Raw genomic sequence first — 25,431 nt, 5'->3', positions numbered from 1 at the left:
GGGATCAGGCCTTTCCCGCTCGGGCTGCGGATATGAAGCGAATGCGATAGAGGATCAGCGTATCGCAAGCGAGAACGAAGAACAGGATCATGCCCTGAAACACGCGTGCTGACTTTTCCGAGATGCCTATGGAAACCTGTGCCGCTTCGCCGCCAAGATAGGAAAGCGCCAGCACCAGACCGGCCGCGATCGCCCCCAGCGGGTTAAGACGTCCGAGAAAGGCGACGATAATTGCCGTGAAGCCATAGCCCGGGGAAATGACGGGGCGAAGCTGGCCGATGGCGCCCGAAGTTTCCGCAATGCCGGCAAGACCGGCAAGTGCGCCGGAAACCGCAAAGACGAAGAACACCATCCTGCCTGCGCTGAAACCCGCAAAACGCCCTGCCCTCGGGCTTTGGCCGATGACCTTGACCTCGAAGCCCTTCAGCGTGTGCTTGAGCAGAAACCAGACGACCACCGCCGCCACAAGCGCGAAGATGAAACCCCAGTGGGCACGGCCCGATGCACTCCAGATTTCCGGCAGAATGGCGCTATCGTTGAACTGGCGGGTTTCGGGGAAGTTATAGCCTTCCGGGTTGCGCCACGGGCCGCGCACCAGCCAGTCGAGAAACAGTTGCGCGACATAGACAAGCATGAGGCTGGTCAGAATTTCGTTCGTGTTGAAGCGCACTTTCAGCAAGGCGGGAATGGACGCATAAGCCATCCCGCCTGCCATGCCCATCAGCATCATCAAGGGCAGAACCACCCATGACTGCAGATCGGGGAACATGACGGGCAGCACCGAGCCCGCGATGGCACCGGCAATGAACTGCCCCTCGGCACCGATATTCCAGTTGTTGGACAGGAAACAGATGCATAGCCCCACCGCGATCAGGATCAGCGGCGCGGCTTTCACGAGTAATTCATGCCACGACCAGATGTCGAACAAGGGCTCCACGAAGAAGACATAGAGCGCATGCAGCGGGTCCTTGCCCATCAGCGCAAAAGCGAGACCGCCGAAAACCAGCGTCAATGTCAGCGCAAGCAACGGCGACAAGGCGCTGAAAAGTTTTGAGGGTTGCGAGCGTTTGACGAGTTCGATCCGCATCATGCAGCCTCTCCAGAAACACCGCCCATCAGGAGGCCGATCTTTTCCAGCGTCACATCGGCAATCGGCATTGGATCGGAAAGCTGGCCGTGGTTCATGACCGCGATCCGGTCGCTGATTTCAAGAAGTTCATCAAGGTCCTGGCTGATAACGAGAACTGCGGAACCGGAACGCGCAAGATCGACGAGCGCCTGACGAATATGCGCCGCAGCACCGGCATCGACGCCCCATGTCGGCTGGTTCACCACCATGACAGACGGTGAACGGTCAAGCTCGCGCCCGATGATGAATTTTTGCAGATTACCGCCGGAAAGTGCGGATGCTGGTGGATTTTCAGCGCTCTTGCGCACATCCATCCGTTCGATGATGCGCTTTGCAGCCGACCGAAGCGCGCTCTCCGCGATCAGCCTGAGTTTGCCGCCGCGCAGGAACATTTTCGCGTCGGTCCTGTACCGCGACAAGAACAGATTGTCGGTCAATGTCATGGTCGGAACGGCACCGTGTCCAAGCCGTTCTTCGGGCACGAAGGCCGCGCCCATCATGCGCCTTTCGCTAATGCCTGCCTTGCCAGCATCCTTACCGCGAATACGCACATTCGAGGCGCTGGACTGCAACACTTCACCGGAAACGGCCTCGAAAAATTCACCCTGCCCGTTGCCCGCAACGCCTGCAATGCCAACGACTTCGCCAGCGGCAACCGAAAGCGAAATATTTTTCAGCGCCGTCGAAAACGGTCCACGCGGCGGCTGCGACAGCGACCTGATTTCTAAAAGCGCATCGTCACCCGCATTTTGCGCCGCAATGGGAGTGCGCGCCACGACGTTGATGTCGTTTCCAACCATCATGCGGGCAAGCGAGGCAACGGTTTCCTTGCGCGGATCGCAATGCGCGACGACCTTGCCATGCCGCAACACCGTCGCGCGGTCACAAAGGCGCTTCACTTCCTCCAGACGGTGGCTGATATAAAGGATCGACTTGCCTTCGGCTTTCAGCCGCTCCAGCGTTTCAAACAGCTTGTCGGCTTCCTGCGGCGTCAGCACCGATGTCGGCTCATCCAGAATGATCAGGTCGGGTTCCTGAAGGAGACAGCGCACAATCTCGATGCGCTGGCGTTCGCCAACCGACAGGTCGCCGACATGCGCTTGCGGATCGACAGGAAGGCCATAGGTCTTGCCGACCTCACGCGCACGTTTTGCAACCTCCGAAAGCGGAAGCGAACGGTCCAGCGACAAGGCGATGTTTTCAGCGGCGGTAAGTGAATCAAATAGGGAAAAATGCTGGAAAACCATGCCGATGCCGAGTTTTCTTGCAGCGGCAGGTTCGTCTATCGCGACAGGCTGCCCTTTCCAGACGATTTCGCCTTCAAGGGGTTGCAGGGCGCCGAACAGCATTTTCACGAAGGTGGACTTTCCCGCGCCATTTTCGCCCAGGAGCGCGTGAATCTCGCCTTCCCCGATGGTGAGATCGACACCATCACAGGCCCGCAGCTGACCAAATACTTTCGTGAGCCGGCGGACATCAAGAAGAGGCCGGTCGGTTAAAGGCGCTGTCATTGTTCCCCATTTGTATTTTTGAGCGACCTTAGCCAGCAAGTCTGCTCTTGAAAAGCCCAAAAGCAAGCAGCGGTGGACATATGCACACCGCCGCGATCATCAGTCAGTTCAGGGAAGCAGAATGGTCGTTCCTGTGGTCTTGCGGGCTTCCAGATCCTCATGCGCCCTTGCCGCATCCTTGAGCGCATAGGTCTGGTTGATCTCGATCTTGACGGCGCCGGTTCCCACCACATCGAAAAGCTCTGCCGCCGTCTTTTCGAGGTCGGCCCGCTTGGCGATGTAATTGAACAGGGTCGGTCGCGTGGCGAAGAGCGATCCCTTCTGGGCCAGAATGCCCAGATCGAACGGCGGAATGACACCGGAGGACTGGCCGAAGCAGGCAAACATGCCAAGTGGCTTCAACACATCCAGTGAGCCCATATAGGTATCGCGTCCAACGGAATCATAAACCACATCGACGCCCGCTCCGTCCGTCAGCTCCTTCACCTTTTCGGCGAAGTTTTCAGTGCGGTAATTGATGACGTGGTCGTAGCCGTGCTTTCTGGCGAGCGCGATCTTTTCTTCCGATCCTGCCGTGCCGATGACGGTAGCCCCGAGGTGCTTCGCCCATTGCCCGGCAATGAGCCCCACACCACCGGCAGCAGCATGGAAAAGGATCGTCTGTCCCGGCTCGACCCTGAACGTGCGCCGCAGAAGATACTGCGCCGTCATGCCTTTCAGCATCATCGAGGCGGCGGTCTTCAGATCGACATTATCGGGAACCCTGACCAGCCGTTCGGCTGGCAGAATGCGCTCGTCTGCATAGGAGCCCGGTGTGGCGACATAGGCAACACGATCGCCAACGCGAACATCGCTCACGCCCGGACCAACCGCCACGACCGTGCCCGCACCTTCATTTCCAGGCGTGAACGGCATCTGCGCCGCCTTGTAAAGCCCCGTGCGGAAATAGACATCGATGAAGTTGAGACCGACGGCTTCATGGCGCACCTTCGCTTCGCCCGGACCGGGTTCACCGATCTCGATCTGCTCATACTTCATGACGTCCGGACCACCGGTCTGGTGGACGCGAATGGCATTGATCATGGTGCTTCTCCGCTCTTCTGCTTCTTTTCGACAACCTTTCTGGCCTTCGCAAGTGCCGCTTCACGGCCCAGACTCGGGAAAAGCTGCATGATCGCCCCGATGAAATAGATGTAAAGCCCTGTCACGGAAACGCCGACGCGGACCCACAACGGCGCATCCAGAGTATAATAGAGCGCAGCCGCGCCAAAGGCACACCAGAGCAGGAAAACAGTCAGGTTGAGCGGGCGCAGGCGCACGACGCGCACCGGATGCAGGAAGTTGATCGGCAGGAACGAAAGGATTGCCGACACGACGACAGTCGCAAATGCGACCCACTCGCCCGGCCTGACGATGAAAAGCGTAAAGACGACCATGTTCCAGACGACCGGGAAACCCTTGAAGAAGTTTTCCTTCGTCTTCATGCCGGTATCGGCATAATAGATCGCGCTCGAAACCACGATTATGGCACCGGATATGAACGACAGATAGGTGCCCATGAACCCGCTTTGATAAAGCGCGAAGGCAGGTATCAGAACATAGGTGACATAATCGATGATGTTGTCGAGAAGCTCGCCGGACCAGTTCGGAAGAACATATTTCACCTCGAGCTTGCGCGCGATGGGTCCATCGATGCCATCGACGAAAAGCGCCAGCCCCAGCCACCACCACATTGCCGTGTAGCGCCCGTCGCTGGCCGCCACGATGGAAAGGAATGCCAGAAACGAACCCGATGCCGTCAGAAGGTGAACCGAAAACGCCTTGGCTTGCGGCGCGGTGACTTTCTTGGCTTTGAGTTTTCCGGTCAGTTTGGTTTTCACGCCGTCCGCCATTTCAGTTTGTCGCCGCGCTTATCCCGCCCAAGACAATCCCCGAGGCGGCGAGTATATTTAATCTATCGGGGAACGCGTACACTACACAAACTGACATCCCCAAAACTAATGATCATCGAAACCTTTTCCCTCGGGAAAAAGCCATGATCCTGCAGCAGCTTTCCCTGAATAAGCGCAAAAGAGCAAGTAAGGCGTGAGGCAAATCCGCCATAATCCCACGGAAGAATGGCCTTTTGGCTGTATTTCGGTTTAAGTGCGGCTGGAATCATCAGACGATGCACGAGGCCCGCAATGTCGGGCCGGGGATGAAACACGATGAACGATCTTGTTGTGAACAAGCCACTCACCGACATTGTCATCAGCGGCAGCGGACCCGCCGGCATGATGGCTGCGCTGGCGCTCGGCGCGAAAGGCTATCGCACCGTCCTGCTCGGACCGGAGACCGACAAGGGAGACCGTCGCACGACAGCGCTCATGATGCCGGCCATCAGATTGCTGGAGGGACTGGGCGTCTGGCCGGGTATCGAGCCGGAAGCAGCAGCCCTCGCCTCCATGCGCATCGTGGATGCGACACGGCGGCTTGTGAGAAGCCCCGTCGTGACCTTCCGCGCCGGTGAAATCGACGAGGCCGCGTTCGGCTACAACATCCCCAATGCCGTATTGAACGAGAAACTTTCTGAAGCCGTCGCACGCAATCCGAATATTCAACGCATCAATGCACCCGTCATCGAATATCGCCACAATGGCGACCACGTGACCGTCACCCTGTCGGGCGGCGACACGCTGCATACGCGGCTGGTCGTTGCAGCCGATGGACGCAATTCGATGGCTCGCGAAGCCGCCGGCATCCGCACACGCCGCTGGAGCTATCCGCAGACGGCCGTTGTGCTTTCCTTTTCACACACTGTCGATCATGAAAACATTTCGACGGAGTTCCACACCGAGGAAGGCCCTTTCACCCAGGTTCCCCTCAAAGGCAAACGCTCGAGCCTTGTCTGGGTTGTGAATCCGGGTCGCGCCGAAGCGCTTCTTGCACTTGATGACGCCACGCTCGCCAGGCGCATCGAGGACATGATGCAATCCATGCTCGGCAAGATCGAACTCGAAATAAAGCCGCAGGCCTGGCCGCTTTCCGGCCTCGTGCCTCATGTTTTTGCAGCCAGACGCACGATTCTTATCGGCGAAGCCGCGCACGTTTTTCCGCCAATCGGCGCACAAGGCCTCAATCTGGGATCGCGCGATGTCGAAACGCTGGTCAAGGCCGTAGAAAGCGATCCGGCAGATCCCGGTTCGGATCGGGTCATTCGCGCTTATGACCGCGCGAGACGCCCGGATATTCTGGCCCGCACCGGCTCCGTCGATGCACTCAATCGTTCGCTTTTGTCCGGCATGCTTCCGGCGCAGATCGTGCGCGGCGTGGGCCTGGAAATGCTTCGCTCCTTTGCGCCGCTGCGCGCGTTCTTCATGCGTGAAGGGCTTCGCCCCGGCAGCGGCTTCTCGCATCTTCTTCCGAAACTGCCGAGGCTTCCACACCGAGACGACGGAAAACGCTCCAGCTAACCTGATTTTCGGACCACCTGACACATCAAACTGACAGAATTGCCGGTCGCTGCCGACTTTAATTTGTCGCGCGGTGAACTAAATAATGTTGCATGGGTATGACACAGATAAAGCACGCGAAATTCCAGATCGGCCAGGTGGTCAAGCACCGGCTATTCCCCTTCCGCGGGGTCATCTTCGACGTGGATCCAGAATTCGCGAATACGGAAGAATGGTATGAATCCATTCCCGAGGAAGCGCGCCCGCATCGCGATCAGCCATTCTATCATCTGCTCGCTGAAAACGCGGAATCCGAATATGTCGCCTACGTTTCGGAACAGAACCTCGTGCCGGATTTGAGCGGCGAGCCCCTGCGCCATCCGCAGATAGAAGAAATGTTCGACCGGCTGGATAACGGTTCATATCGCGTAAAAGCGCAGCACTCGAACTAGGGCGCGTTTCGATCCAATGAATGGAACCGGCGCTCTAATCTCTTTTATTTGAAATATAATCATTAAGATAGAAGCGTCTTTTAAAGCGATAGTTGAAAAGAAAAGGGGCGCTCGAAGCGCCCCTTTCTCGTGACAGACTGGATGCAGCTTAGTTTGCTGCGCCCTTTGCCTTGTCCTGTTCAGCCTTCATCTTGGCTTCAAAGTCTTTCTGCTTCTTCTGGACGGCGTCCTGAAGTTCCTTCTGGCGTTCTTCCAGTTCCGACTGCTTGAGAGCCGGGCCAGTCAGAGCGCCGGAGAAGCCGGTGAGTGCAACCGGAATCGGGTTCGGCTTGTTCTGATAGTTGACCGAAGTCAGGGTCAGCTTGCCGCCCTTCTTGAGCGCGTTGATGAGATCGTCGGTCAGCGGAGCTTCGGCGATGCAGCGATCCGGGAAGCAGATGCCGTATTCAAGCTTGACCGGCTTGTTGTTGTCGATCTGGAGGCCGACACCAGCAGGAATCAGACGGCCGATAGGAACGGTCACCTGAAAGATCTTGCGGTTGATCTTGCCCTTGATCTCGATGAGGTTGACGGCGGTCAGGAGCTGGCCGGAATCCGCGGTGACGATGTTCTGCGTGTTGCAGATGTCATTGTCTTCCTGCTTCGAGCAGACCTTGAACCAGCCCTGTGGCGGCTGCTGCGCCGATGCAGGCATCGTCGCGGAGGCAAGCAGGGCGAACGCGCCAGCAATGGCAGATGCGGCAGCGATTGTCTTCGTGCTGGACATGATCAACAGGTTCCTTTCAACACTCTGATCTATAGTTCCCGTTCTGTAGTTAAGTCAGCGATAGACCGTCACTGATTTGAAAATGCGGCAACAGCGTGACCTTGAGGGTTTTAGCCCCCATTCAGGCCCTATCCGGGCCCAATCCGGAGCCGTGTTACAACGACTAGGGGCATGAATCCAGATGAGTTTCGACATTCCATGCTCGGAATCCGCCAAAATCTTTGTTTTAGCTCCTACTGTCACGCGGCGGACACGCCCTAATTCCGCACTTAATGTACGATCATGCTAGTTTTCGGTTCCGAATCGGCGCTTCCCGGCGGCGACCATCAAACTTGTTTACAATGGACGATTGAAGTTGAACGGATTGATTGCCTATCTCCGCAAAGCGGTTCTTGCGAGCTTTACCGGAGCGGTTGTCGCCGCAATGCCGGTGCAGGCGGTAGCGGAAACCCAGCCGGACTACGCGCTCTCCATGCATGGAGACGTGGCGCTACCAGCCGACTTCACCCATTTTCCTTACGCAAATGCCGACGCACCGAAGGGCGGCGCGCTCACAATGGGCGTTGTCGGCACTTTCGACAGTCTCAATCCATTTGTGCTGAAAAGCATGCGTACAACGGCGCGCGGCCTGTTTCTTGACAGCGATCTGGGAAATCTGGTTTTCGAACCATTGATGCAGCGTTCGCGAAACGAACCTTTTACGCTCTATCCTCTCCTTGCGGAGAAAGTCTCTACCGATCCGGATCGCAAATGGGTCGAGTTCACGTTGAACCCGAAAGCGAGATGGTCTGACGGCCAACCGGTGACGGTGGACGATGTGCTCTTCACCTACGACATCCTGACGGAAAAGGGACGCCCTCCCTACAATAACCGGATGAGCCGTGTCGAAAAGATCGAGAAGACGGGCGAACGCTCCGTTCGCTTCACCTTCAACGACAAGTCGGACCGTGAGTTTCCCATGCTTATCGCGTCCGTTATGCCCGTGCTGCCAAGGCACGCCATCGATCGCGAAACTTTTGGCAATTCGTCCCTTAAACCACCTGTTGGCAGCGGCCCGTACCTTGTTTCCGGCGTGCAGCCCGGCCAGCGGATCGTCTACAAGCGCAACCCTGATTATTGGGGCAAGGATTTACCCTCCCAGCGCGGCCTCAACAATTTCGACACTTTGACAGTCGAATATTATCGCAACGAAACTTCCCTTTTCGAGTCCTTCAAGAAGGGGTTGCTCGACGTCTTTATCGAAGCAAACCCGACCCGCTGGCAAAAGCTCTATGATTTCCCGGCGGTCAAACAGGGACGGGTTATCAAGGACAACTTTGAAAAAGGCACGCCAGCCAATCTGCTGGGATTCGTGTTCAATACGCGCCGCCCGATCTTCGCCGATCGGCGCATCCGGCAGGCGCTGGGGCTGCTGTTCGACTTTGAATGGGCCAACCGCAATCTCTTTGCCGATCAGTACCGGCGCACGCAGAGTTACTGGGAAGGATCGGAGCTTTCTTCGGTGGGCAAACCTGCAGACGACCGCGAGAAGCAATTGCTTGCGCCTTTCCCCGACGCTGTTCGCGAGGATGTCATGAATGGCACATGGCATCCGCCGGTAACGGACGGCAGCGGCCATGATCGCACGCCTGCAAAGAAGGCCTATGATCTGCTGACGGAGGCAGGCTTCCAGTTTGAACACGGTCTTGCGGTCGATCCTTCGGGCAAACCGCTCACGTTCGAAATCATGACGCGCTCGCCCGACGAAGAAAAGGTCGCGCTTGCTTACAAGCGCAATCTCGCGCGACTCGGCATTACGGCAGAAATCCGCACCGCAGATGATGCCCAGTATCAGCAACGCCTGCAAACGTTCGACTACGACATGATCCTCGGCGCGCTGACCGGTTCGCTTTCGCCCGGCAATGAACAATGGATGCGCTGGGGTGCGGCCTCGCGGGATGTGCAGGGAAGCTTCAACTATCCCGGTGTTGCCGATCCGGCGGTCGATGCGATGATCGAAGCGCTTCTGGCCGCAAGGACCCGTGCAGATTTCGTCAGTGCGGTCCGCGCGCTTGATCGTGTGCTTATCTCCGGCGACTATTACGTTCCGCTCTACTACCTGCCCTATCAATGGGTGGCCCGGTGGGACCGCATCGAACATCCGCAGAAGACTTCGCTCTACGGTTATCAACTGCCGACATGGTGGCGCGCAAAACAATGACCGGGCTTTAACGTCAGTGTAATTCGCCCTACATCCACCCAATATATGATGAGTATTCAACGGGAGGCCGAGCCTCCGGTTCCTGCACGGAGATTGAACCATGGCCGCCAGAAAGATAACTATCGATGTGGTCTCGGACGTCGTCTGCCCATGGTGCTTTCTGGGGCGCAAGCGCCTCGAGGCGGCTCTTGCCATGGTGCCGGATGTGGAGGCGGAAGTGCGCTGGCGTCCCTTCCAGTTGGACCCTACCCTGCCGCCACAAGGCAAGGATCGCCAGGCCTATATGCGGGAGAAATTCGGCACAGGCGGAAAGATCGATGACATCCACAAACAGTTGACCGAGCTTGGCGAGGAAAACGGCATCGTCTTCGATTTCGACGCCATCGCCCGCGCGCCGAATACGCTCGACGCACATCGCGTCATCCATTGGGCGGCACAGGCTGCACCCGATACGCAGGATCGGATGGTCGGCCTGTTGTTTTCGCTCTATTTCGAGCAGGGACAGGATATTGGCGACCATGAAGTGCTGGTTGATGCGGCGGCAAGCGTCGGCATGGACGCGGCAGTAGTCGCCCGGCTTCTCCAAAGCGATGCCGACAAGGCGACAATTCGCGAGGAGATAGATACGGCCAGCCGCATTGGTGTGCGCGGCGTGCCCTGTTTCATCATCGACCAGAAATACGCCGTCATGGGCGCACAGACGGCCGATGTTCTTGCCGACGCCATCCGCCAGACGGCGGAAGGTTTTGAACCGGGTATTGCCGAGGATCGCTGAAAGAAAAGCTATAAAATAGCCCGCGCTCCATCTGGACGCGCGGGCTTTTTCTTTGAATAATTGAATGCCTACATGCTCTGATCGGACACGCGAACCAGAGTCCAGCATGGCTGCTTGGCAAATTCATATTCCATATATTCGCCACCGTCCGTGCCCTTGATGACAACGATCTTATTGCCATTGGCAGCATCTTTGTATTCGGCCTGCAGCTTCTGACGTTCCAGCGTCGCCATATCTGGCATCACAGGCCATTCAACGTCAGCGAGTGGAACTTCCTTGCTTGTCTTTTTTGGCTCCGGGTCAGCTTCCATGTCGAGGCCTTCAAAGATGACTGTCTTGGCGGTCTGAGCTTCCTGAATCGCAATGTTATGGCTGAAACGCGTGACAAAATTCTCGATACCTTCAACCTTGCAGTTGAGTGTGGTCAGAGCAAAAGCCGATTGAGAAGCCAACACAAGTGCACCCGCAGTGCAGAAAATGCGCAAAGCATTCTTTAGCATCAAAGTTCTCTCCGTTCTAAAATCTCGGGACCAACAGGCGGCTCCGAACCCTCAATTTTTATCCCCGTGTGCCTCAGCCGCCTGTAGCAATTTTTGCGAGCTGAGTCATGATGACTGCCGAGCCGTTGAGGCGCTTCTCCGGTGTTGCCCAGTCGCGGATGAAAACAATGCTCTGATCTGGCCTGATCTTGGCCATAGAACCCTGTTCCCCGATCATTTTCACAAGCCCGACGGGATTTGCAAAAGTGGCATTGCGGAACTGGATGACCACGCCCTTCGGACCGGCGTCGAGCTTCTCGACATTCGCACGGCGGCAGAGCGCCTTGATGTAAACGATCTTGAGCAGATGCTGCACTTCTTCCGGCATCGGGCCAAAACGGTCGATAAGTTCCGCACCAAAGGCATCGATATCCTGCGGCTCTTCCAGATCGGCAAGGCGACGATAAAGGCCGAGGCGGAGCTGAAGATCGGGCACATAGGCTTCCGGAATCATTACCGCCGTGCCGATCGCGATCTGCGGCGACCACTGGCTGTCTTCAACCTCGATTGTGCCCTTGAGTGTCGCCACGGCTTCTTCCAGCATTTGCTGGTAGAGCTCGAAACCGACTTCCTTGATATGGCCGGATTGTTCCTCGCCGAGCAGATTGCCTGCCCCGCGAATATCCATGTCGTGGCTTGCAAGCTGGAAGCCCGCGCCCAGCGTGTCGAGCGACTGCAGAACCTTGAGGCGGCGTTCCGCCATCTGCGTCAGCATCTTGCCCGCAGGGAGCGTGAACAGCGCGAAGGCGCGTTGCTTGGAGCGACCGACACGACCCCGCAACTGGTAGAGCTGCGCCAAGCCGAACATATCGGCGCGATGCACGATCATCGTGTTGGCCGTCGGAATATCGAGGCCGGATTCCACGATGGTCGTGGACAGAAGCACATCATATTGGCCGTCATAGAAGGCGTTCATGATGTCATCCAGCACGCCCGGCGCCATCTGGCCGTGGGCTACGGCGACTTTTAGCTCAGGCACATGGGTTTTCAGGAATTCTTCGATCTCGCCAAGATCGGAAATACGCGGGCAGACATAGAAGCTCTGGCCGCCGCGATAGCGTTCGCGCAACAGCGTTTCGCGAATGACGAGCGGATCGAACGGCGACACGAAGGTGCGGACTGCCATGCGATCGACCGGCGGCGTGGTGATGAGCGAGAGTTCGCGCACCCCGGTCAGCGCAAGCTGCAAGGTGCGCGGGATCGGCGTGGCGGACAATGTCAGCACATGCACATCCGACTTCAGCTCTTTCAGCCGTTCCTTGTGCTTGACGCCGAAATGCTGCTCCTCGTCGATGATGAGCAGTCCGAGATTCTTGAACTTGATGGAGTTGCCGAGCAGCGCATGGGTGCCGACGACGATATCGACGGTTCCATCCTCCAGCCCCTTCTTGGCAGCCGCAAGCTCCTTCGTCCCCACGAGCCGCGATGCATGCGCGACGTTGATGGGCAGACCGTGGAAACGTTTCGAGAAGGTCTTGAAATGCTGGCGAGACAGAAGCGTCGTCGGCACGACGACCGCAACCTGAACGCCGCTCATCGCCGCAATGAAGGCAGCGCGCAGCGCCACTTCTGTCTTGCCGAAACCGACATCGCCGCAAATCAGGCGATCCATCGGCTTGCCAGCAGCCAGATCGTCCGCGACGGATTCAATGGCCGTCAACTGATCGTCGGTCTCATCATACGGAAAGCGAGCTGCAAACTCCGCATAGAGACCATCGGGCGGCGTCATGACCGGCGCGCCGCGCATCTGGCGTTCGGCAGCGATCTGGATCAGCTGACCGGCAATCTCAAGCAGGCGTTTCTTGAGCTTCGCCTTGCGCATCTGCCATGCGCCGCCGCCAAGTTTGTCGAGAACCGCATCCGAGCCTTCCGAACCATAGCGCGACAGAAGCTCGATATTTTCAACCGGCAGGAACAGCCGGTCGTCGCCTGCATAATGGATTTCAAGGCAGTCATGCGGCGCACCTGCCGCCGTGATCGTCTTGAGGCCAATGAAGCGACCGATACCGTGATCGACGTGGACGACAATGTCGCCAGCGCTGAGTGAGGCAACCTCCGAGATAAAGTCCTGATCCCGCTTGCGGCGCTTGGAGCGGCGGATGAGGCGGTCGCCCAGAATATCCTGCTCGGCCACGATGACGAGATCGCCCGCATCGAAGCCGCTCTCGACGGCCAGCACCGCCGCCGTCACCTTGTCGCGGGACAGCGCCTTGACGGTAGAAAGCCTGTCGACGGATTCGATCTTTTCCAGCCCATGTTCGTCGAGCACCTGCAAAAGACGGTCGAGCGAGCCTTCGGTCCAGGCAGCAACCAGCACCTTCTTGCCCGACGCCCGCAGTTCGGCAATATGCTTCACCACCGCCTCGAACAGGTTCACATCGGTGGCGGCGCGCTCCTCGGCAAAGCTGCGGCCCTTATGCACATCGGCATGAACAATCGTCCGACCCGTAACTTCCGGCGCACCGAACGGCGTCAGGTCGATGCGCATGCCCCCGGCTTCCGCGTGCTTCTCGACCTCTGATGGCGTGAGATAAAGCGTTTCCGGCTTCACCGGCTTGTAAGGCACGGCGTCACTGCCCGGTTCCTTGCCTTCAGCCTGCCTCAGCCGCGCCTCGTAATGATCGACAACCATGGTGTGGCGTTCGGTCAGCGCCTCATGGACAAGATGATCGAAGACCACCGGCATATCGTCCGCATGATCGAATACGGTGTCGAGCCTGTCATAGAACAGCGGCAGCCAGTGTTCCATCCCGGCAAAGCGGCGGCCTTCGCTGATAGCCTGATAGAGCGCGTCATCGCGCTGCGGCGCACCGAACATCGCGACGTAATTCTTGCGGAAACGGCTGATCATGTCAGGCGAGAGCGTAATTTCGCTCATCGGCTGAAGCACGAATTCCTTCCGCGTGCCGGTGGTGCGCTGCGAGGCCGGATCGAAAGCGCGAATCGTCTCCAGCGTATCCCCGAAGAAATCGAGCCTGAGCGGCTCTTCCGCGCCCGGCGCATAAAGATCGAGAATACCGCCACGCACCGCAAATTCGCCGATGTCGCGCACGGTGGAAACGCGCTCGAAGCCGTTGCGCTCCAACCGGGATGCCAGATCGTTCATGTCCAGCTGGTTGCCGGGGCGCGCAGAAATCACCTGCTCGGCAATTGCAGCCTGTGGCGGCAGTTTTTGCAGCACGGCATTGGCTGTGGTCAGAATGATTGCCGGATGCGGCGCTTTCCTGAGCGCGGCCAGGGCGCCAAGCGCTGTGAGCCTGCGCGCGGCGGCGTCCGCTCCCGGCGACACGCGATCATAAGGCAGGCAATCCCATGCAGGCAGATGCAGTACCGGCATGTCCGGCGCCACGAAACTCAAGACCTGTTCCAGATCCGCAATGCGCTGCCCGTCGCGCACGATATACATGATCGGCCCGCGTTCGCCGATCTCTTCCACCAGACGGATAAGACAGAACGCCTCATAACCGTCGGCGACGCCGTCGATCACGATATGACGATTTGCCCCGGATGCGCTGGAGGACTTGAGACCTAGTTTGCTGAAAACGGGCATGGGAACCTTGAACTCAGAATTCTATGCGGTCGCGGAAAGCGACAATATCGCGAAACAGCGGCGTGTCGTAGTCTGCGGGGATCGGGCTCTCGCCCGTCACCCATTTGAGAAGATCGCGGTCGAGCACTTCGAGAATATGCTCGAACTCATCAAGCTGCGGATCGGTGAAGCCCACAATATACGCGTCCGCATATTGTCCAAGGATCAGATCCATCTCGCGCATACCGCGATGCCACGCGCGAAACAGAAGCTTGCGGCGCCGTACATCCAGATTTTCCGTCGCCAATGTGCTGCCAGTCATCCTTGGTAAGCTCCAGTCAGTTCCAAATTGCTGCTGGTATATAGCATCTGCGCCGCAAACGGGAACCCGTTTATCCAACAGGAACAAAAAGAGCACAGAAAGATTGCACGCCGCCCTTGCACGGCAGCCAGAAGCAGTTAATGCTCCCGCCATGCGTCCATCCGTTCTCGACCCATTTTTCGCCTCCGTTCGTTCGCTTTCAGGCATTGGCCCGAAGGTCGCCGCCCTGCTTGGCAAACTGCTCGGCACCGACATACCGGGCGCGGAGCCGAAAGTCGGCCAGCTTCTGTTTCTGGCGCCGCATAGCGTGATCGACCGGCGCAACCGCCCCGGCATCGTTAACGCGCCTGAAGGCGCAATCGTCACGCTGGAAGTAACGGTAGACCAGCACCAGCCAGCGCCGCCCGGACGCGGCAATGTTCCGCATCGCGTCTTCGCGCATGACGATACCGGCGAAATCGCGCTGACCTTCTTCCATGCACAATTGCCATGGTTGCAAAAAATGCTGCCCGAAGGCGAGACCGTCATCGTGTCTGGGAAGGTGGAATGGTTCAACGGCCGCGCCTCCATGGTCCATCCGGACTACATTGCGAGCCTGGAAGATGCGGCCAATTTGCCGATGGTCGAGCCGGTTTACCCGCTGACGGCTGGCCTGTCGCCGAAGACGCTGGCGCGCGCCGTCAAGGAAGCTTTGAGCCGTGTTCCAACAATGCCGGAATGGGTCGACGCTCCCCTGCTGGCGCGGGAGCGCTTTACCAGTTTCCAGCAATCGCTCAATACGCTTCATCTGCCGGAAGACCCCTCCGATATTGGGCTTGAAAGTATTTCGCGACGCAGGCTCGCCTATGACGAGTTTCTCGCCGGACAACTGGCGCTCGCCCTTGTTCGCGCCAAGACCCGACGTCTTTCCGGTCGCCCATTGGAAGGAACAGGACGCATCGTCGCCGAAATCATGCGCCACCTGCCCTATCGCTTGACGAAGGGGCAGGATCAGGCCGTTCGCGAGATCATCACAGACCTCAAATCGCCTGAACGCATGTTGCGGCTTTTGCAGGGTGATGTCGGCTCGGGCAAGACGGTGGTGGGGCTGCTTTCCATGGCGCATGCCGCTGAATCCGGTGGTCAATCCGCGCTGATGGCGCCAACGGAAGTTCTCGCCCGCCAGCATTTTGCGACTATTGCGCCGCTTGCGGAGAAAGCGGGATTGAAGGCCGCGCTCCTGACCGGCCGTGAAAAAGGACGCGACCGGAATGCAGTGCTTGAAGGATTGAAAAGCGGCGAGATCGATATTGTGATCGGCACGCACGCGCTTTTTCAGGAAAAGGTCGAGTACCACGACCTCGTCCTGGTCATCATTGATGAACAGCATCGCTTCGGCGTGCATCAGCGCCTGATGCTGACGGCCAAGGGTTCGGCACCGGATATGCTGGTCATGACAGCGACCCCCATTCCGCGCACCCTTGTGCTTACCGCCTTTGGCGATATGGACGTTTCGAAACTGACCGAGAAGCCAGCCGGACGCCAGCCGATCACAACGGCTATCGTGCCGATGGAGCGCATGGGCGAACTTGTCGAGCGCATCCGAAAGGCTGTCGGAGAAGGACAGAAAATCTACTGGATCTGCCCGCTGGTCGAAGAATCCGAAGTCGTTGAACTGACATCAGCGGAAGAACGCTTTGAAAGCCTCAAACCCGTCTTTGGAGACCGCATCGGCCTTATCCATGGCCGCATGAACGGTGCTGAAAAAGACGAGGCCATGCGGGCGTTCAAACAGGGCGAAACCCGTGTTCTGGTTGCCACCACAGTGATCGAAGTCGGCGTGGATGTGCCCGATGCCACGATCATCGTCATCGAGCATGCAGAACGGTTCGGTCTGTCGCAATTGCATCAGCTGCGCGGGCGTGTGGGGCGCGGCGACAAACCTTCGACCTGCCTGCTGCTTTACAAGGGGCCGCTCGGTGAAATCGCGCAAGCCCGGCTGAAAGTGATGCGTGAGACGGAAGACGGTTTTCGCATCGCCGAGGAAGACTTGAAACTGCGTGGCGAAGGTGAACTGCTTGGCACGCGGCAGTCCGGAACGCCGGGTTTCCGCCTGGCTTCCATCGAAGCGCATGGCGATCTTCTGGAAATCGCCCGCAAGGACGCGCGTTACATTCTGACGAGCGATCCAGACCTGGAATCCGAACGCGGACAGGCGCTGCGGATATTGCTCTATCTCTTTGGGCGTGACGAAGCGATCAGGCTCCTGCGGGCGGGATAATAATCTCGCCCCTTAGCCTGAGGTGCGGAGCGAAGCGATGCCTCACCCTTCGAGACGGTGCTGCGCACCTCCTCAGGATGAGGCATTGGGGAGTGAAATCACCTTCAACGCTTTATAAAAGCCGTAACAGCTGCTTTTCCCGATTACTCGACAGTCACCGACTTCGCCAGATTGCGCGGCTGGTCGACATCGGTGCCCATCAGAACAGCGGTGTGATAGGCCAGCATCTGGATCGGCAGCGCATAGACAAGCGGAGTGATGAATTCCGGAACGTCCGGCAGAACGATGGTTGCCATCGTGTCGATGCTGGCAGCTTCTGCGCCTTTTTTGTCGGTGATAAGAATGATCCGACCCCCGCGCGCCGCCACTTCCTGCATGTTGGAAACGGTCTTCTCAAAAAGGCGATCCGACGGCGCGATGACGATTACCGGCATGGTTTCATCGATCAGCGCAATTGGGCCGTGCTTCAACTCACCGGCGGCGTAGCCTTCGGCGTGGATATAGGAAATTTCCTTGAGCTTCAGCGCGCCTTCCATGGCAAGCGGGAAGGAAGTGCCGCGACCGAGATAAAGCACATGATTGACCTTGGCCAGTTCATGGCAGACTGCGGCGATCTGGTCTTCCAGCTTCAGAACCTGATTGATGAAACGCGGCGCTTCGGAAAGCTGGCGCACCAGTTCCTGTTCGCGCTTGTCATCGATTGCGCCACGCGATTTCGCAGCCGCGATAACAAGCGAGGCCATGGCCGAGAGCTGGCAGGTAAAGGCCTTGGTCGAGGCAACCCCGATTTCCGGCCCGGCAAGCGTCGGGAAAACGGCATCGGATTCACGCGCAATGGTCGAGCCCGTCACGTTGACGACAGCGGCGATTTTCAGCCCCTGCGATTTGCAGTAGCGCAGCGATGCCAGCGTATCAGCCGTTTCGCCGGACTGCGATACGAACATCGCCAGCGAATCTTTCGAAAGCGGCATTTCGCGATAACGGAATTCAGACGCGATATCGCTATCGACCGGCAGGCGCGCAATCTGCTCGAACCAGTATTTGCCGACGGACGCAGCATAATAAGCCGTGCCGCAGGCAGATATCGTCAGGCGGTCGATCTTGCTGAAATCGATGCCGATTGCTTCCTGACGCACCTTGCCGGTGGTGAAGTCGAGATAGTTCGCCAGCGTGTGAGAGATCACTTCCGGCTGCTCGAACATCTCTTTCTGCATGAAGTGACGATGATTGCCCTTGGAGACAAGCATGTTAGCCGTCTGCGTCTTCTGGATCGGCCGCTCGACTTCGCTGTTGTTCTCGTCGTAAACGGTCACACCCTTGCGCGTCAGAACGGCCCAATCGCCATCTTCGAGATAGGCGATGGTATCCGTGAAAGGCGAAAGGGCGATGGCATCCGAACCGAGGAACATTTCACCTTCGCCATAACCGACGGCAAGCGGCGGCCCCTGGCGAGCGCCGATCAAAAGCTCTTCGTCGCCCTCGAACAGGAAAGCAAGCGCGAAAGCGCCATGCAGCATCGGCAGGCTGTCGCGGACAGCCTCGACCGGAGACTTGCCCTTTGCCAGTTCGCGGGTCACAAGATGCGCGACAGCTTCAGTGTCGGTTTCGGTCTGGAACTTGTAGCCTTCCGCCTCAAGCATGGCGCGAAGTTCGGCGAAATTCTCGATGATGCCGTTATGAACAACCGCAAGGCGCTCGGTGATGTGCGGATGGGCGTTACGCTCCACAGGCTTGCCGTGCGTCGCCCAGCGGGTATGGCCAATACCGATGACACCAGGAAGCGGTTCTCCAGCCAGTCGCTTCTCCAGATTGACCAGCTTGCCTTCGGCACGGCGGCGATCGAGCTTGCCGTTCTGCAAGGTGGCGATACCGGCAGAATCGTAGCCGCGATATTCAAGCCGCTTCAGTGCATCCACGAGAAGCGGAGCGACTTCGTTATTTCCGATAATGCCGATAATTCCACACATGGGCTGCTCCAGATCCGACGTCGAGACGTAATGTTTCGCGGTTTAAAGATTCTAACGCAGAACGGCAACCCAATGGATTGCCGCTCACTTAAGCTATTGGACGATTTATTTCGCCGCGGTTTTAGCCGCTTTGATGGCGGCATACTTCTCTCGCAGGATTTTCCCCCGGCCTTCCTTCGTTTCCTGCCGGGCACGACCGAAGGCCAGCGCATCGGCAGGAACATTGTCGGTAATCGTGCTGCCCGATGCGATATAGGCATTGTCGCCGATTTCTACCGGCGCAACCAGAGAACTGTTCGAGCCGACGAACGCGTTTTCGCCGATCACCGTCTTGTACTTGTTGTACCCGTCGTAATTGCAGGTGATGGTGCCCGCGCCGATATTGCTCGATGCGCCGACTATCGCGTCGCCGATATAGGTCAGGTGATTGATTTTCGCGCCTTTATGCAAGGTGGCATTCTTCACTTCGCAGAAATTGCCGACCTTGGTCTTTTCTCCCAGATTTGCACCGGGGCGCAGGCGGGCAAACGGCCCGATCTCTGCCTTGGGACCGACCTCCGCACCTTCCAGATGCGAGAAGGAATGTATCAAGGCTCCCGACGCAACATGCACATGCGGGCCGAAGAATACATTCGGCTCAACAATAACGTCGGCCTCGATCAGCGTGTCATGCGAGAAGAACACGGTTCCGGGCGCAATAAGCGTCACGCCTGCCAGCATCATCTCGCGGCGCTTGCGATCCTGCCAGATGGCTTCGGCTTCAGCCAGTTCGACACGATTGTTGATGCCGATGACATTATCGACCGGCACTTCGATGGCCGTCACATTCATGTCCCTGCCATGGGCGATGGCGACAATATCGGTCAGATAATATTCGCCCTTGGCGTTGTTATTATCGACGGCATCCAGAAGCGCCAGAGCATGTTGGCCACGGACAGCCATCAGCCCGCCATTGCAGAAACCGATCTGCTTCTGCGCTTCGCTTGCTTCCTTTTCTTCAACGATGGCGACAAGCTTGTCGCCCTCTTCGATCAGACGGCCATAGCCGTGCGGATTCTCCGGGCGGAAACCGATAACGACAACGTCTGCGCCTCCGGCCAGCCGCTCGCGGGCCTTTTGCAGGGATTGTGCCTCGATCAGCGGCGTATCACCAAAAACGATAAGCAGATCATCATAACCGCGTTCGATTGCCTCGCGCGCGGCCAGAACTGCATGCGCTGTACCGAGACGTTCCTTCTGCTCGAAGGCCGAGACAGGCCCTGCATTCTTTTCCACCGCCGCGCGCACTTCGTCGGCGCCGCGCCCCACGACCAGCGCAACATCGCTTTTGCCGGTGCCCTGAACGGCCTTGACCACGTGCGAAACCAGCGGCAATCCCGCCACCTGATGCAACACTTTGGGCAGGCTGGATTTCATGCGTGTGCCTTCGCCAGCAGCTAGCACGATGGAAAGGCAGGTACGGTCTGTCATTGTGTCGTCCAGAAAATTGAGATGATCTTCGCTCATAACATCAAAGCGTCTATGAAAACTTACGCGCCAGTCTTCAGGAAAAGACCTTCGATTTGCCCAAGTGCAGGAAAGGTTTCAAGCATCCAGTACGAGAATGATTGCATGCCGCCCGTCAGGAACAAAACTCCTGCTACCACCAAAAGCGCGCCCATCGCTTTCTCCACCTTGCCCAGATGCACCCGGAAACGCGAAAGAAACCGCATGAATGCGCCGGAAAAAAGGGCGGCGATCAAAAAAGGAATGCCAAGGCCAAGCGAATAGGTTGCCAGCAACAGCGCACCCTCGCCCACCGTGCTGCTACCGCCCGCAAGCGTCAGGATCGGCCCAAGAACTGGCCCGATGCATGGCGTCCAGCCAAATGCAAATGCCAGCCCCATGACATAGGCTCCGAGCGGCGACGCCGGAGCGTTGCGGGCCTGGAACCGGGCTTCGCGAGACAGGAACGACAGGCGCAGGACGCCGAGGAAGTTCAATCCCATCAATATGATGACCACGCCCGCGACGATTGCAATTTCCTGCTGCCAGGCGCGCAGGAAGGCGCCAATCGAAGAGGCGCCAGCGCCAAGCGCCACAAAAACAGTGGTAAAACCGAGAACAAAGCAAATTGCGGCAAACGCCAGCGAACGGCGCGCCGAAGGCGCTGCTGCAACGGTTGTCGCCTTCTCTGCACGGAAATCCTCGACGCTCACGCCAGCCATATAGCACAGATAAGGCGGCACAAGCGGAAGAACGCAGGGTGACAGAAAAGACAACGCACCGGCTCCGGCAGCGGTCATGTATGAAATATCGAGCACCAAGACCTCTTTCAATTCATCAAATCACTTGCAGCCTGACCCAACCGCAGGCTTATATAGACCAACTTCTGCTCTACTTTGAATATTTTCAATGCGGCATCTCGCTCGAACACAAGTTCGCCCTAAATCGAGATCATTGCGCAATTTATATATGTTGCTCCAACCGGACGATGTTCCTATGAGCCTTATTGATGATGACGAAGTGCCTTCCATGCCATCCGAAACGTCAGCAAGACATCATGGCTGGTTCACCCGCTACCAACATTTTCTGTTTCCGATAGCCGGTATCGCCATTGCGTTGCTTGCAATCTATGTGCTGGAGAATCTTCTCCAGCATACATCGCGCACGGAAACGCTCGCCGCACTGCATAATATATCGTGGGCAACGCTTGCGCTGGCAGTGTTTTTCACGGCTCTGAGCTATGCCGCTGTCGCACTTTACGATGTCGTGGCCGTCGATACGATCGCGCCAAACCAGATACCGCGCCGCCTTGCAGCCGTTGCAGGCGCCGCTGGCTACGCGATTTCCAACGCGCTTGGCTTTTCCCTGCTGACCGGCGGTGCCCTGCGTTATCGCATCTATGCCGCGGAGGGCGTGAGTCTTGCTGACATCGGCAAGATCGTCGGCACGTCATGGTTCGCGATCTGGTTCGCGCTGATCATAATGGTGGGCGCCGCTCTTCTCATCGATCCACGGGATGTTCCCTGGCTCTCTGCCATCGATTCCCGCATCGATATCGTTGCCGGCATCGCTATTCTGGGCGGTATCGGCTGGCTGATCTACTGGCTGTCGCATGGGCAGCGCAGTTTCACGATAGGCTCATTCAGCCTGCGCCTGCCCAACTCAAAGGGAGCGCTGCTCCAGATATTTGCCGGGCTCGTGGATGTGGGCGCCGCAGCGGCTACGCTCTATGTCCTCATGCCCGCCGATGCTGTGCCTAGCTTCGCCGTTTTCGCACTCGTCTATGTGATCGCCATCGTGCTGGGCATTGCCAGCCATGCGCCCGGCGGCCTCGGCGCCTTTGAAGCGACAATTATTGCAGGTCTCGGCCTTGGCGGAAAACCGGATGCGATTGCGGCGCTTCTCGCCTACCGGCTTATCTATACGATTATGCCGCTTGTCGTGGCGACCGCAGGCATTCTCATATGGGAGATCATGCGCCGCCGCCATATGCTCGGCAAGCAGGCACGCTTCGCCAAGCGGCTGGTCGAGCCGCTCGTCCCCGGTCTGTCTGCCAGCATCATCTTTCTGGGCGGGATCATGCTTCTCGTTTCCGGGGCCACGCCGGACCTTCGCTACCGCGTCGAAGTGCTCTCCGACATCGTTCCGGAATCCTTCATGGAAATGTCGCACCTCGCCGCCAGTCTGGTCGGCGTGGCGCTGCTCATCGTTGCTCGCGGTCTCTCAAAGAGGCTTGCGCGAGCATGGGTGGCTGCGCAAATCCTGCTTCTCTGCGGCGCGGCCTTTTCTCTGGCAAAAGGTCTCGACTGGGAAGAAGCCATTACTCTCTGTCTTTTCGCTTTCACACTGTGGGGGTTCCGGGATTCGTTCTATCGCCGCCCTATTTCGGGGCCGTTTGACCTGAGCTGGAACTGGATCGCGACCGTCGGCACAACTGTGCTCGTTTCCACATGGCTTGGATTTTTCGTTTATCGCCACGTGGAATATTCCAACACGCTCTGGTGGGATTTCGCCTGGAACGGCAATGCCCCACGCTTCCTGCGGGCAACCGTGTTGGTCTTTGCCGTGGTCGCCGCAGTTGGCCTTTACTCCATCATCAACCGGAACGGTCATCGCAGGCGAAAGGTGGATTATTCAATACCCCCCGCCGTGCCCGCCCTCGTCGCCCAATGGCCGCACACGGATGCCGCCCTGGCGCTGCTTGGCGACAAGCAATTTCTTCTGGCCCCCGACAACAGCTCCTTCATCATGTATTCCCAGTCCGGGGGCAGTCTGATCGCGCTTGGCGAACCCATCGGTAATGAACAAACCGGCAAAGAGCTTGCATGGTCCTTTCACGGGCTGGCCGACAAGCTTGCCCTGCGCACCGTATTTTACGGTGTTGGTCCGCAAAGCCTGCCCCTGTTTCTGGATATGGGCCTTGTCGCCCTGAAACTCGGTGAAGTCGCCCGCGTTGATCTCGCCGAATTCTCGCTGGAAGGACCGCGTCGCCAGCCGTTCCGCTATGCCGACAGAAAGATCGACAAGGATGGACTGACGTTTGAAATCATTCCGTCCGCCGATGTGCCTCCGCTCATCCCACGCCTGCAGGAGATTTCGGATGCCTGGCTGGATTTCAAGTCGGGCAGCGAGAAAGGGTTTTCGCTCGGATATTTCGATGAAGAATATATGAAACGCTTTGACGTTGCAGTGCTGAAACGCGACGGAGAAATCGTGGCTTTTGCCAACATATGGCGCGGCGCGGACAAATATGAAATCACTGTCGACCTCATGCGCTACATGCCGAATGTGCATAAGCTCCTTATGGACGCGCTTTTCGCGAAGCTGCTGATGGCCGGCAAGGAAGAAGGCTACAAGTGGTTCAACCTGGGCGCCGCCCCGCTATCGGGCCTGAGCGGCAGCAGGCTGGCCTCCCGTTGGAACCGCTTCGGCTCGTTCATCTACAAGCGCGGCGCCGATCTCTATCACTTTGGCGGATTGAAAGCCTTCAAGGAAAAATTCGATCCTGTCTGGACGCCGCATTACATGGTTTGCCCGGGCGGCCTTGAGACGCCGCGCGCCCTTCTCGATGCCACGACCCTCATCAATGGCAGCCCACTGGAGTTCATCCGCAAATGACGAAAAGACGCGTTCTCTTTATTGTGCTCGGATTGGCGCTGGTGGCAGCAGCGGGCGTGTACGGCACAATGCATACTGGTAAAATCGCGCGGCTCTGGACAAAAGTCATCGATTCCGACGAGCCGGTTATCCATGCCAGTGCCGAAAGACTGTCCAACATTCCTGTCTATATGCCAGAGAACGATCCTGTCGGACTTGCCATCCTGCTGAGTGATGACGGCGGCATAGGCGACCGGGAAAAACAATTCATGGATGCCATGCTTGCCCGGAATATGATCGTTCTGCCGGTCGAGCTTGGTCCGTGGCGCGCGGCGCTCGATAAGGAGGGCGGCGAATGCAACTATCTGGACTCCGATTTCGAAGCCATCGCCAAGGAAGCCTTGCGCGGGCTGGATCTCGGGGTCTATTTTCACCCCGTCCTGACGGGTGTCGGACAAGGCGCGACCATCGCTTATGCGGCGGCCTCGGATTCTCCGGATGCAACGATTGCAGGCGCTGTCGCGCTTGATCCGGTTCCTGCCAGGACCCGTCTTCCTTCTTGCACGGAAAAAGCCGCAGCAACCAAGGCCCCGGATGGAGGCTTCACCTATGGGTTCAATGTGGCAATTCCCGCCCCTGCCCTGGTGATCGGGCCGGCCGGATCACCGACGAATAATCCCGTTACTGCCCGGCAGGAAAATTTAGCCGTGCTTCAATCTGCTCCTGCATTTCCGGCAAGACTCAAAATGGCTGTCGACAATGTCGTGGCCATGGCGGATCAGGACGCCAAGAACGAAGCCCTGCCGATCGTCGACCTTCCTGCGAAGGACGGAAAGGCCGATATGATTGCGGTCTTCTATTCCGGTGATGGTGGCTGGCGCGACCTCGACAAATCCATCGGCGAGTGGCTGCAGGCACACGGCGTCCACGTGATCGGCGTGGATTCGCTACGCTATTTCTGGTCGGAACGCACGCCGGAGGAAATCGCCAACGACACGACGGCGATGATCAAAAAAGCTGATCCGACAAATAAATTGCCGGTAGCTGTTCTCGGCTATTCGTTTGGCGCTGATACATTTCCGTTTGCCTGGAAATACCTGCCTGCGGCCATACAGGACCGGACGAAAATGATCGGCCTTCTCGGGGTCGAAACGACGACCACATTTCAGGTTTCGATTGAAGGCTGGCTCGGAATGGATGGTGACAAGGACGTCATTCCGGCCATTTCGACAATCCCGCTCGACCGGGTCGTCTGTGTCTATGGACAGGAAGAAGAGGATACCGCCTGCACTGCTCCGGAACTGAAGGGCATGGAAGTCATGAAACTGGCTGGCGGCCACCATTTCGATGAAAATTATGAGCCGATTGCCGCCAGCCTTCTGGAAAAGATGCGCAGCCGTGCCGGATTGCCGCCGCGACCAGCCAGTTGATAGGCCGCCGACAGGTCATCGCCAGAGATCAGGTATAA

The 25,431-nt window shown here is 57.9% G+C and carries 18 protein-coding genes; 7 read left to right on the top strand and 11 right to left on the bottom strand.

The genetic code is table 11. From position 1 onward, the window contains the following. Positions 1-4: 4 nt before the first annotated feature. The 4 genes from ACS5UA_RS09070 to pcsA form a co-directional block, all read right to left on the bottom strand. A complete protein-coding gene (locus tag ACS5UA_RS09070) occupies positions 5-1,087 on the bottom strand; it encodes an ABC transporter permease (protein ID WP_006471366.1) in 1,083 nt (360 codons plus the stop codon). After that, complete coding sequence (locus ACS5UA_RS09065) at positions 1,087-2,640, bottom strand: ABC transporter ATP-binding protein (protein WP_075041902.1); 1,554 nt, start codon at positions 2,638-2,640, stop codon at positions 1,087-1,089. Before ACS5UA_RS09065 ends, ACS5UA_RS09070 begins: the two co-directional genes overlap by 1 nt. Before the next feature lie 108 nt (positions 2,641-2,748). After that, the gene (locus ACS5UA_RS09060; protein ID WP_006468903.1) at positions 2,749-3,723 is read right to left on the bottom strand and encodes a quinone oxidoreductase family protein; all 975 of its coding nucleotides are present in this window, start codon (positions 3,721-3,723) and stop codon (positions 2,749-2,751) included. Further along, positions 3,720-4,532 carry a phosphatidylcholine synthase gene (pcsA, locus tag ACS5UA_RS09055; protein WP_006468904.1) on the bottom strand — a complete coding sequence of 271 codons (813 nt, stop codon included), beginning with the start codon at positions 4,530-4,532 and terminating at the stop codon, positions 3,720-3,722. The genes ACS5UA_RS09060 and pcsA overlap by 4 nt, the downstream gene beginning before the upstream one ends. Before the next feature lie 315 nt (positions 4,533-4,847). Between pcsA and ACS5UA_RS09050 the strand changes: the two genes are divergently transcribed. Both ACS5UA_RS09050 and hspQ read left to right on the top strand, forming a co-directional pair. Continuing rightward, on the top strand, positions 4,848-6,092 hold the full coding sequence (locus ACS5UA_RS09050; RefSeq protein ID WP_006468905.1) for a UbiH/UbiF family hydroxylase: 1,245 nt from the start codon (positions 4,848-4,850) through the stop codon (positions 6,090-6,092). Positions 6,093-6,184: 92 nt separating this feature from the next. Beyond that, positions 6,185-6,523 (top strand): heat shock protein HspQ, encoded by a 339-nt coding sequence (gene hspQ, locus ACS5UA_RS09045; protein WP_006468906.1) that lies wholly within the window; start codon positions 6,185-6,187, stop codon positions 6,521-6,523. Between the two features lie 148 nt (positions 6,524-6,671). On the opposite strand, the gene ACS5UA_RS09040 is transcribed toward hspQ, so the two are convergent. Further along, a complete protein-coding gene (locus ACS5UA_RS09040) occupies positions 6,672-7,289 on the bottom strand; it encodes an invasion associated locus B family protein (RefSeq protein ID WP_006471370.1) in 618 nt (205 codons plus the stop codon). A gap of 349 nt (positions 7,290-7,638) precedes the next feature. Here ACS5UA_RS09040 and ACS5UA_RS09035 point away from each other — a divergent pair, with 349 nt between their 5' ends. Then, positions 7,639-9,489, top strand: a complete 1,851-nt coding sequence (locus ACS5UA_RS09035; protein ID WP_006468908.1) for an extracellular solute-binding protein — start codon at positions 7,639-7,641, stop codon at positions 9,487-9,489. 100 nt (positions 9,490-9,589) lie between these two features. Further along, positions 9,590-10,264 (top strand): DsbA family oxidoreductase, encoded by a 675-nt coding sequence (locus tag ACS5UA_RS09030; RefSeq protein WP_006471372.1) that lies wholly within the window; start codon positions 9,590-9,592, stop codon positions 10,262-10,264. A gap of 68 nt (positions 10,265-10,332) precedes the next feature. Here the strand turns inward: ACS5UA_RS09030 and ACS5UA_RS09025 are convergent, their stop codons facing one another. The 3 genes from ACS5UA_RS09025 to ACS5UA_RS09015 form a co-directional block, all read right to left on the bottom strand. Then, positions 10,333-10,764, bottom strand: coding sequence for a hypothetical protein (locus tag ACS5UA_RS09025; protein ID WP_006471373.1), 432 nt, complete (start codon positions 10,762-10,764; stop codon positions 10,333-10,335). A 73-nt stretch (positions 10,765-10,837) separates the two neighbouring features. Next, positions 10,838-14,353: a transcription-repair coupling factor gene (gene mfd, locus ACS5UA_RS09020; protein WP_006468910.1), complete on the bottom strand. Its 3,516-nt coding sequence runs from the start codon at positions 14,351-14,353 to the stop codon at positions 10,838-10,840. A 13-nt stretch (positions 14,354-14,366) separates the two neighbouring features. Beyond that, the gene (locus ACS5UA_RS09015) at positions 14,367-14,654 is read right to left on the bottom strand and encodes an FAD assembly factor SdhE (protein WP_006471374.1); all 288 of its coding nucleotides are present in this window, start codon (positions 14,652-14,654) and stop codon (positions 14,367-14,369) included. A 151-nt stretch (positions 14,655-14,805) separates the two neighbouring features. Here ACS5UA_RS09015 and recG point away from each other — a divergent pair, with 151 nt between their 5' ends. Next, positions 14,806-16,914 (top strand): ATP-dependent DNA helicase RecG, encoded by a 2,109-nt coding sequence (gene recG, locus ACS5UA_RS09010; RefSeq protein ID WP_006471375.1) that lies wholly within the window; start codon positions 14,806-14,808, stop codon positions 16,912-16,914. A 143-nt stretch (positions 16,915-17,057) separates the two neighbouring features. Here the strand turns inward: recG and glmS are convergent, their stop codons facing one another. From glmS to ACS5UA_RS08995, 3 genes are all read right to left on the bottom strand, one after another. After that, positions 17,058-18,881, bottom strand: a complete 1,824-nt coding sequence (gene glmS / locus ACS5UA_RS09005) for a glutamine--fructose-6-phosphate transaminase (isomerizing) (protein WP_006468912.1) — start codon at positions 18,879-18,881, stop codon at positions 17,058-17,060. A 105-nt stretch (positions 18,882-18,986) separates the two neighbouring features. Then, the gene (glmU, locus tag ACS5UA_RS09000) at positions 18,987-20,351 is read right to left on the bottom strand and encodes a bifunctional UDP-N-acetylglucosamine diphosphorylase/glucosamine-1-phosphate N-acetyltransferase GlmU (protein WP_031346386.1); all 1,365 of its coding nucleotides are present in this window, start codon (positions 20,349-20,351) and stop codon (positions 18,987-18,989) included. Between the two features lie 59 nt (positions 20,352-20,410). Then, complete coding sequence (locus ACS5UA_RS08995; protein WP_025090207.1) at positions 20,411-21,184, bottom strand: cytochrome c biogenesis CcdA family protein; 774 nt, start codon at positions 21,182-21,184, stop codon at positions 20,411-20,413. Between the two features lie 178 nt (positions 21,185-21,362). On the opposite strand from ACS5UA_RS08995, the gene mprF reads away from it, so the two are divergent. Both mprF and ACS5UA_RS08985 read left to right on the top strand, forming a co-directional pair. Beyond that, the gene (gene mprF / locus ACS5UA_RS08990) at positions 21,363-23,984 is read left to right on the top strand and encodes a bifunctional lysylphosphatidylglycerol flippase/synthetase MprF (RefSeq protein ID WP_031346387.1); all 2,622 of its coding nucleotides are present in this window, start codon (positions 21,363-21,365) and stop codon (positions 23,982-23,984) included. Then, entirely contained in the window at positions 23,981-25,393 is a 1,413-nt protein-coding gene (locus tag ACS5UA_RS08985; RefSeq protein ID WP_021586020.1) for an AcvB/VirJ family lysyl-phosphatidylglycerol hydrolase, read from the top strand. Before mprF ends, ACS5UA_RS08985 begins: the two co-directional genes overlap by 4 nt. The last annotated feature ends 38 nt before the right edge of the window (positions 25,394-25,431 follow it).

The sequence above is a fragment of the Brucella sp. RRSP16 genome (assembly GCF_052246815.1).
Classification (GTDB): Bacteria; Pseudomonadota; Alphaproteobacteria; order Rhizobiales; family Rhizobiaceae; genus Brucella; species Brucella intermedia.
This window is presented reverse-complemented; position numbering and strand designations above follow the sequence as displayed.

Excerpts from the sequence above, each read along its gene's own strand:
- ACS5UA_RS08985 (WP_021586020.1), top strand. The coding sequence starts at position 23,981 with ATGACGAAAAGACGCGTTCTCTTTATTGTGCTCGGATTGGCGCTGGTG.
- ACS5UA_RS09065 (WP_075041902.1), bottom strand. The coding sequence starts at position 2,640 with ATGACAGCGCCTTTAACCGACCGGCCTCTTCTTGATGTCCGCCGGCTC.
- recG (WP_006471375.1), top strand. The coding sequence starts at position 14,806 with ATGCGTCCATCCGTTCTCGACCCATTTTTCGCCTCCGTTCGTTCGCTT.
- ACS5UA_RS09070 (WP_006471366.1), bottom strand. The coding sequence starts at position 1,087 with ATGCGGATCGAACTCGTCAAACGCTCGCAACCCTCAAAACTTTTCAGC.
- ACS5UA_RS09060 (WP_006468903.1), bottom strand. The coding sequence starts at position 3,723 with ATGATCAATGCCATTCGCGTCCACCAGACCGGTGGTCCGGACGTCATG.
- hspQ (WP_006468906.1), top strand. The coding sequence starts at position 6,185 with ATGGGTATGACACAGATAAAGCACGCGAAATTCCAGATCGGCCAGGTG.
- ACS5UA_RS09040 (WP_006471370.1), bottom strand. The coding sequence starts at position 7,289 with ATGTCCAGCACGAAGACAATCGCTGCCGCATCTGCCATTGCTGGCGCG.
- mprF (WP_031346387.1), top strand. The coding sequence starts at position 21,363 with ATGAGCCTTATTGATGATGACGAAGTGCCTTCCATGCCATCCGAAACG.
- mfd (WP_006468910.1), bottom strand. The coding sequence starts at position 14,353 with ATGCCCGTTTTCAGCAAACTAGGTCTCAAGTCCTCCAGCGCATCCGGG.
- ACS5UA_RS09025 (WP_006471373.1), bottom strand. The coding sequence starts at position 10,764 with ATGCTAAAGAATGCTTTGCGCATTTTCTGCACTGCGGGTGCACTTGTG.
- ACS5UA_RS09030 (WP_006471372.1), top strand. The coding sequence starts at position 9,590 with ATGGCCGCCAGAAAGATAACTATCGATGTGGTCTCGGACGTCGTCTGC.
- glmU (WP_031346386.1), bottom strand. The coding sequence starts at position 20,351 with ATGACAGACCGTACCTGCCTTTCCATCGTGCTAGCTGCTGGCGAAGGC.
- pcsA (WP_006468904.1), bottom strand. The coding sequence starts at position 4,532 with ATGGCGGACGGCGTGAAAACCAAACTGACCGGAAAACTCAAAGCCAAG.
- ACS5UA_RS09050 (WP_006468905.1), top strand. The coding sequence starts at position 4,848 with ATGAACGATCTTGTTGTGAACAAGCCACTCACCGACATTGTCATCAGC.
- ACS5UA_RS09015 (WP_006471374.1), bottom strand. The coding sequence starts at position 14,654 with ATGACTGGCAGCACATTGGCGACGGAAAATCTGGATGTACGGCGCCGC.
- glmS (WP_006468912.1), bottom strand. The coding sequence starts at position 18,881 with ATGTGTGGAATTATCGGCATTATCGGAAATAACGAAGTCGCTCCGCTT.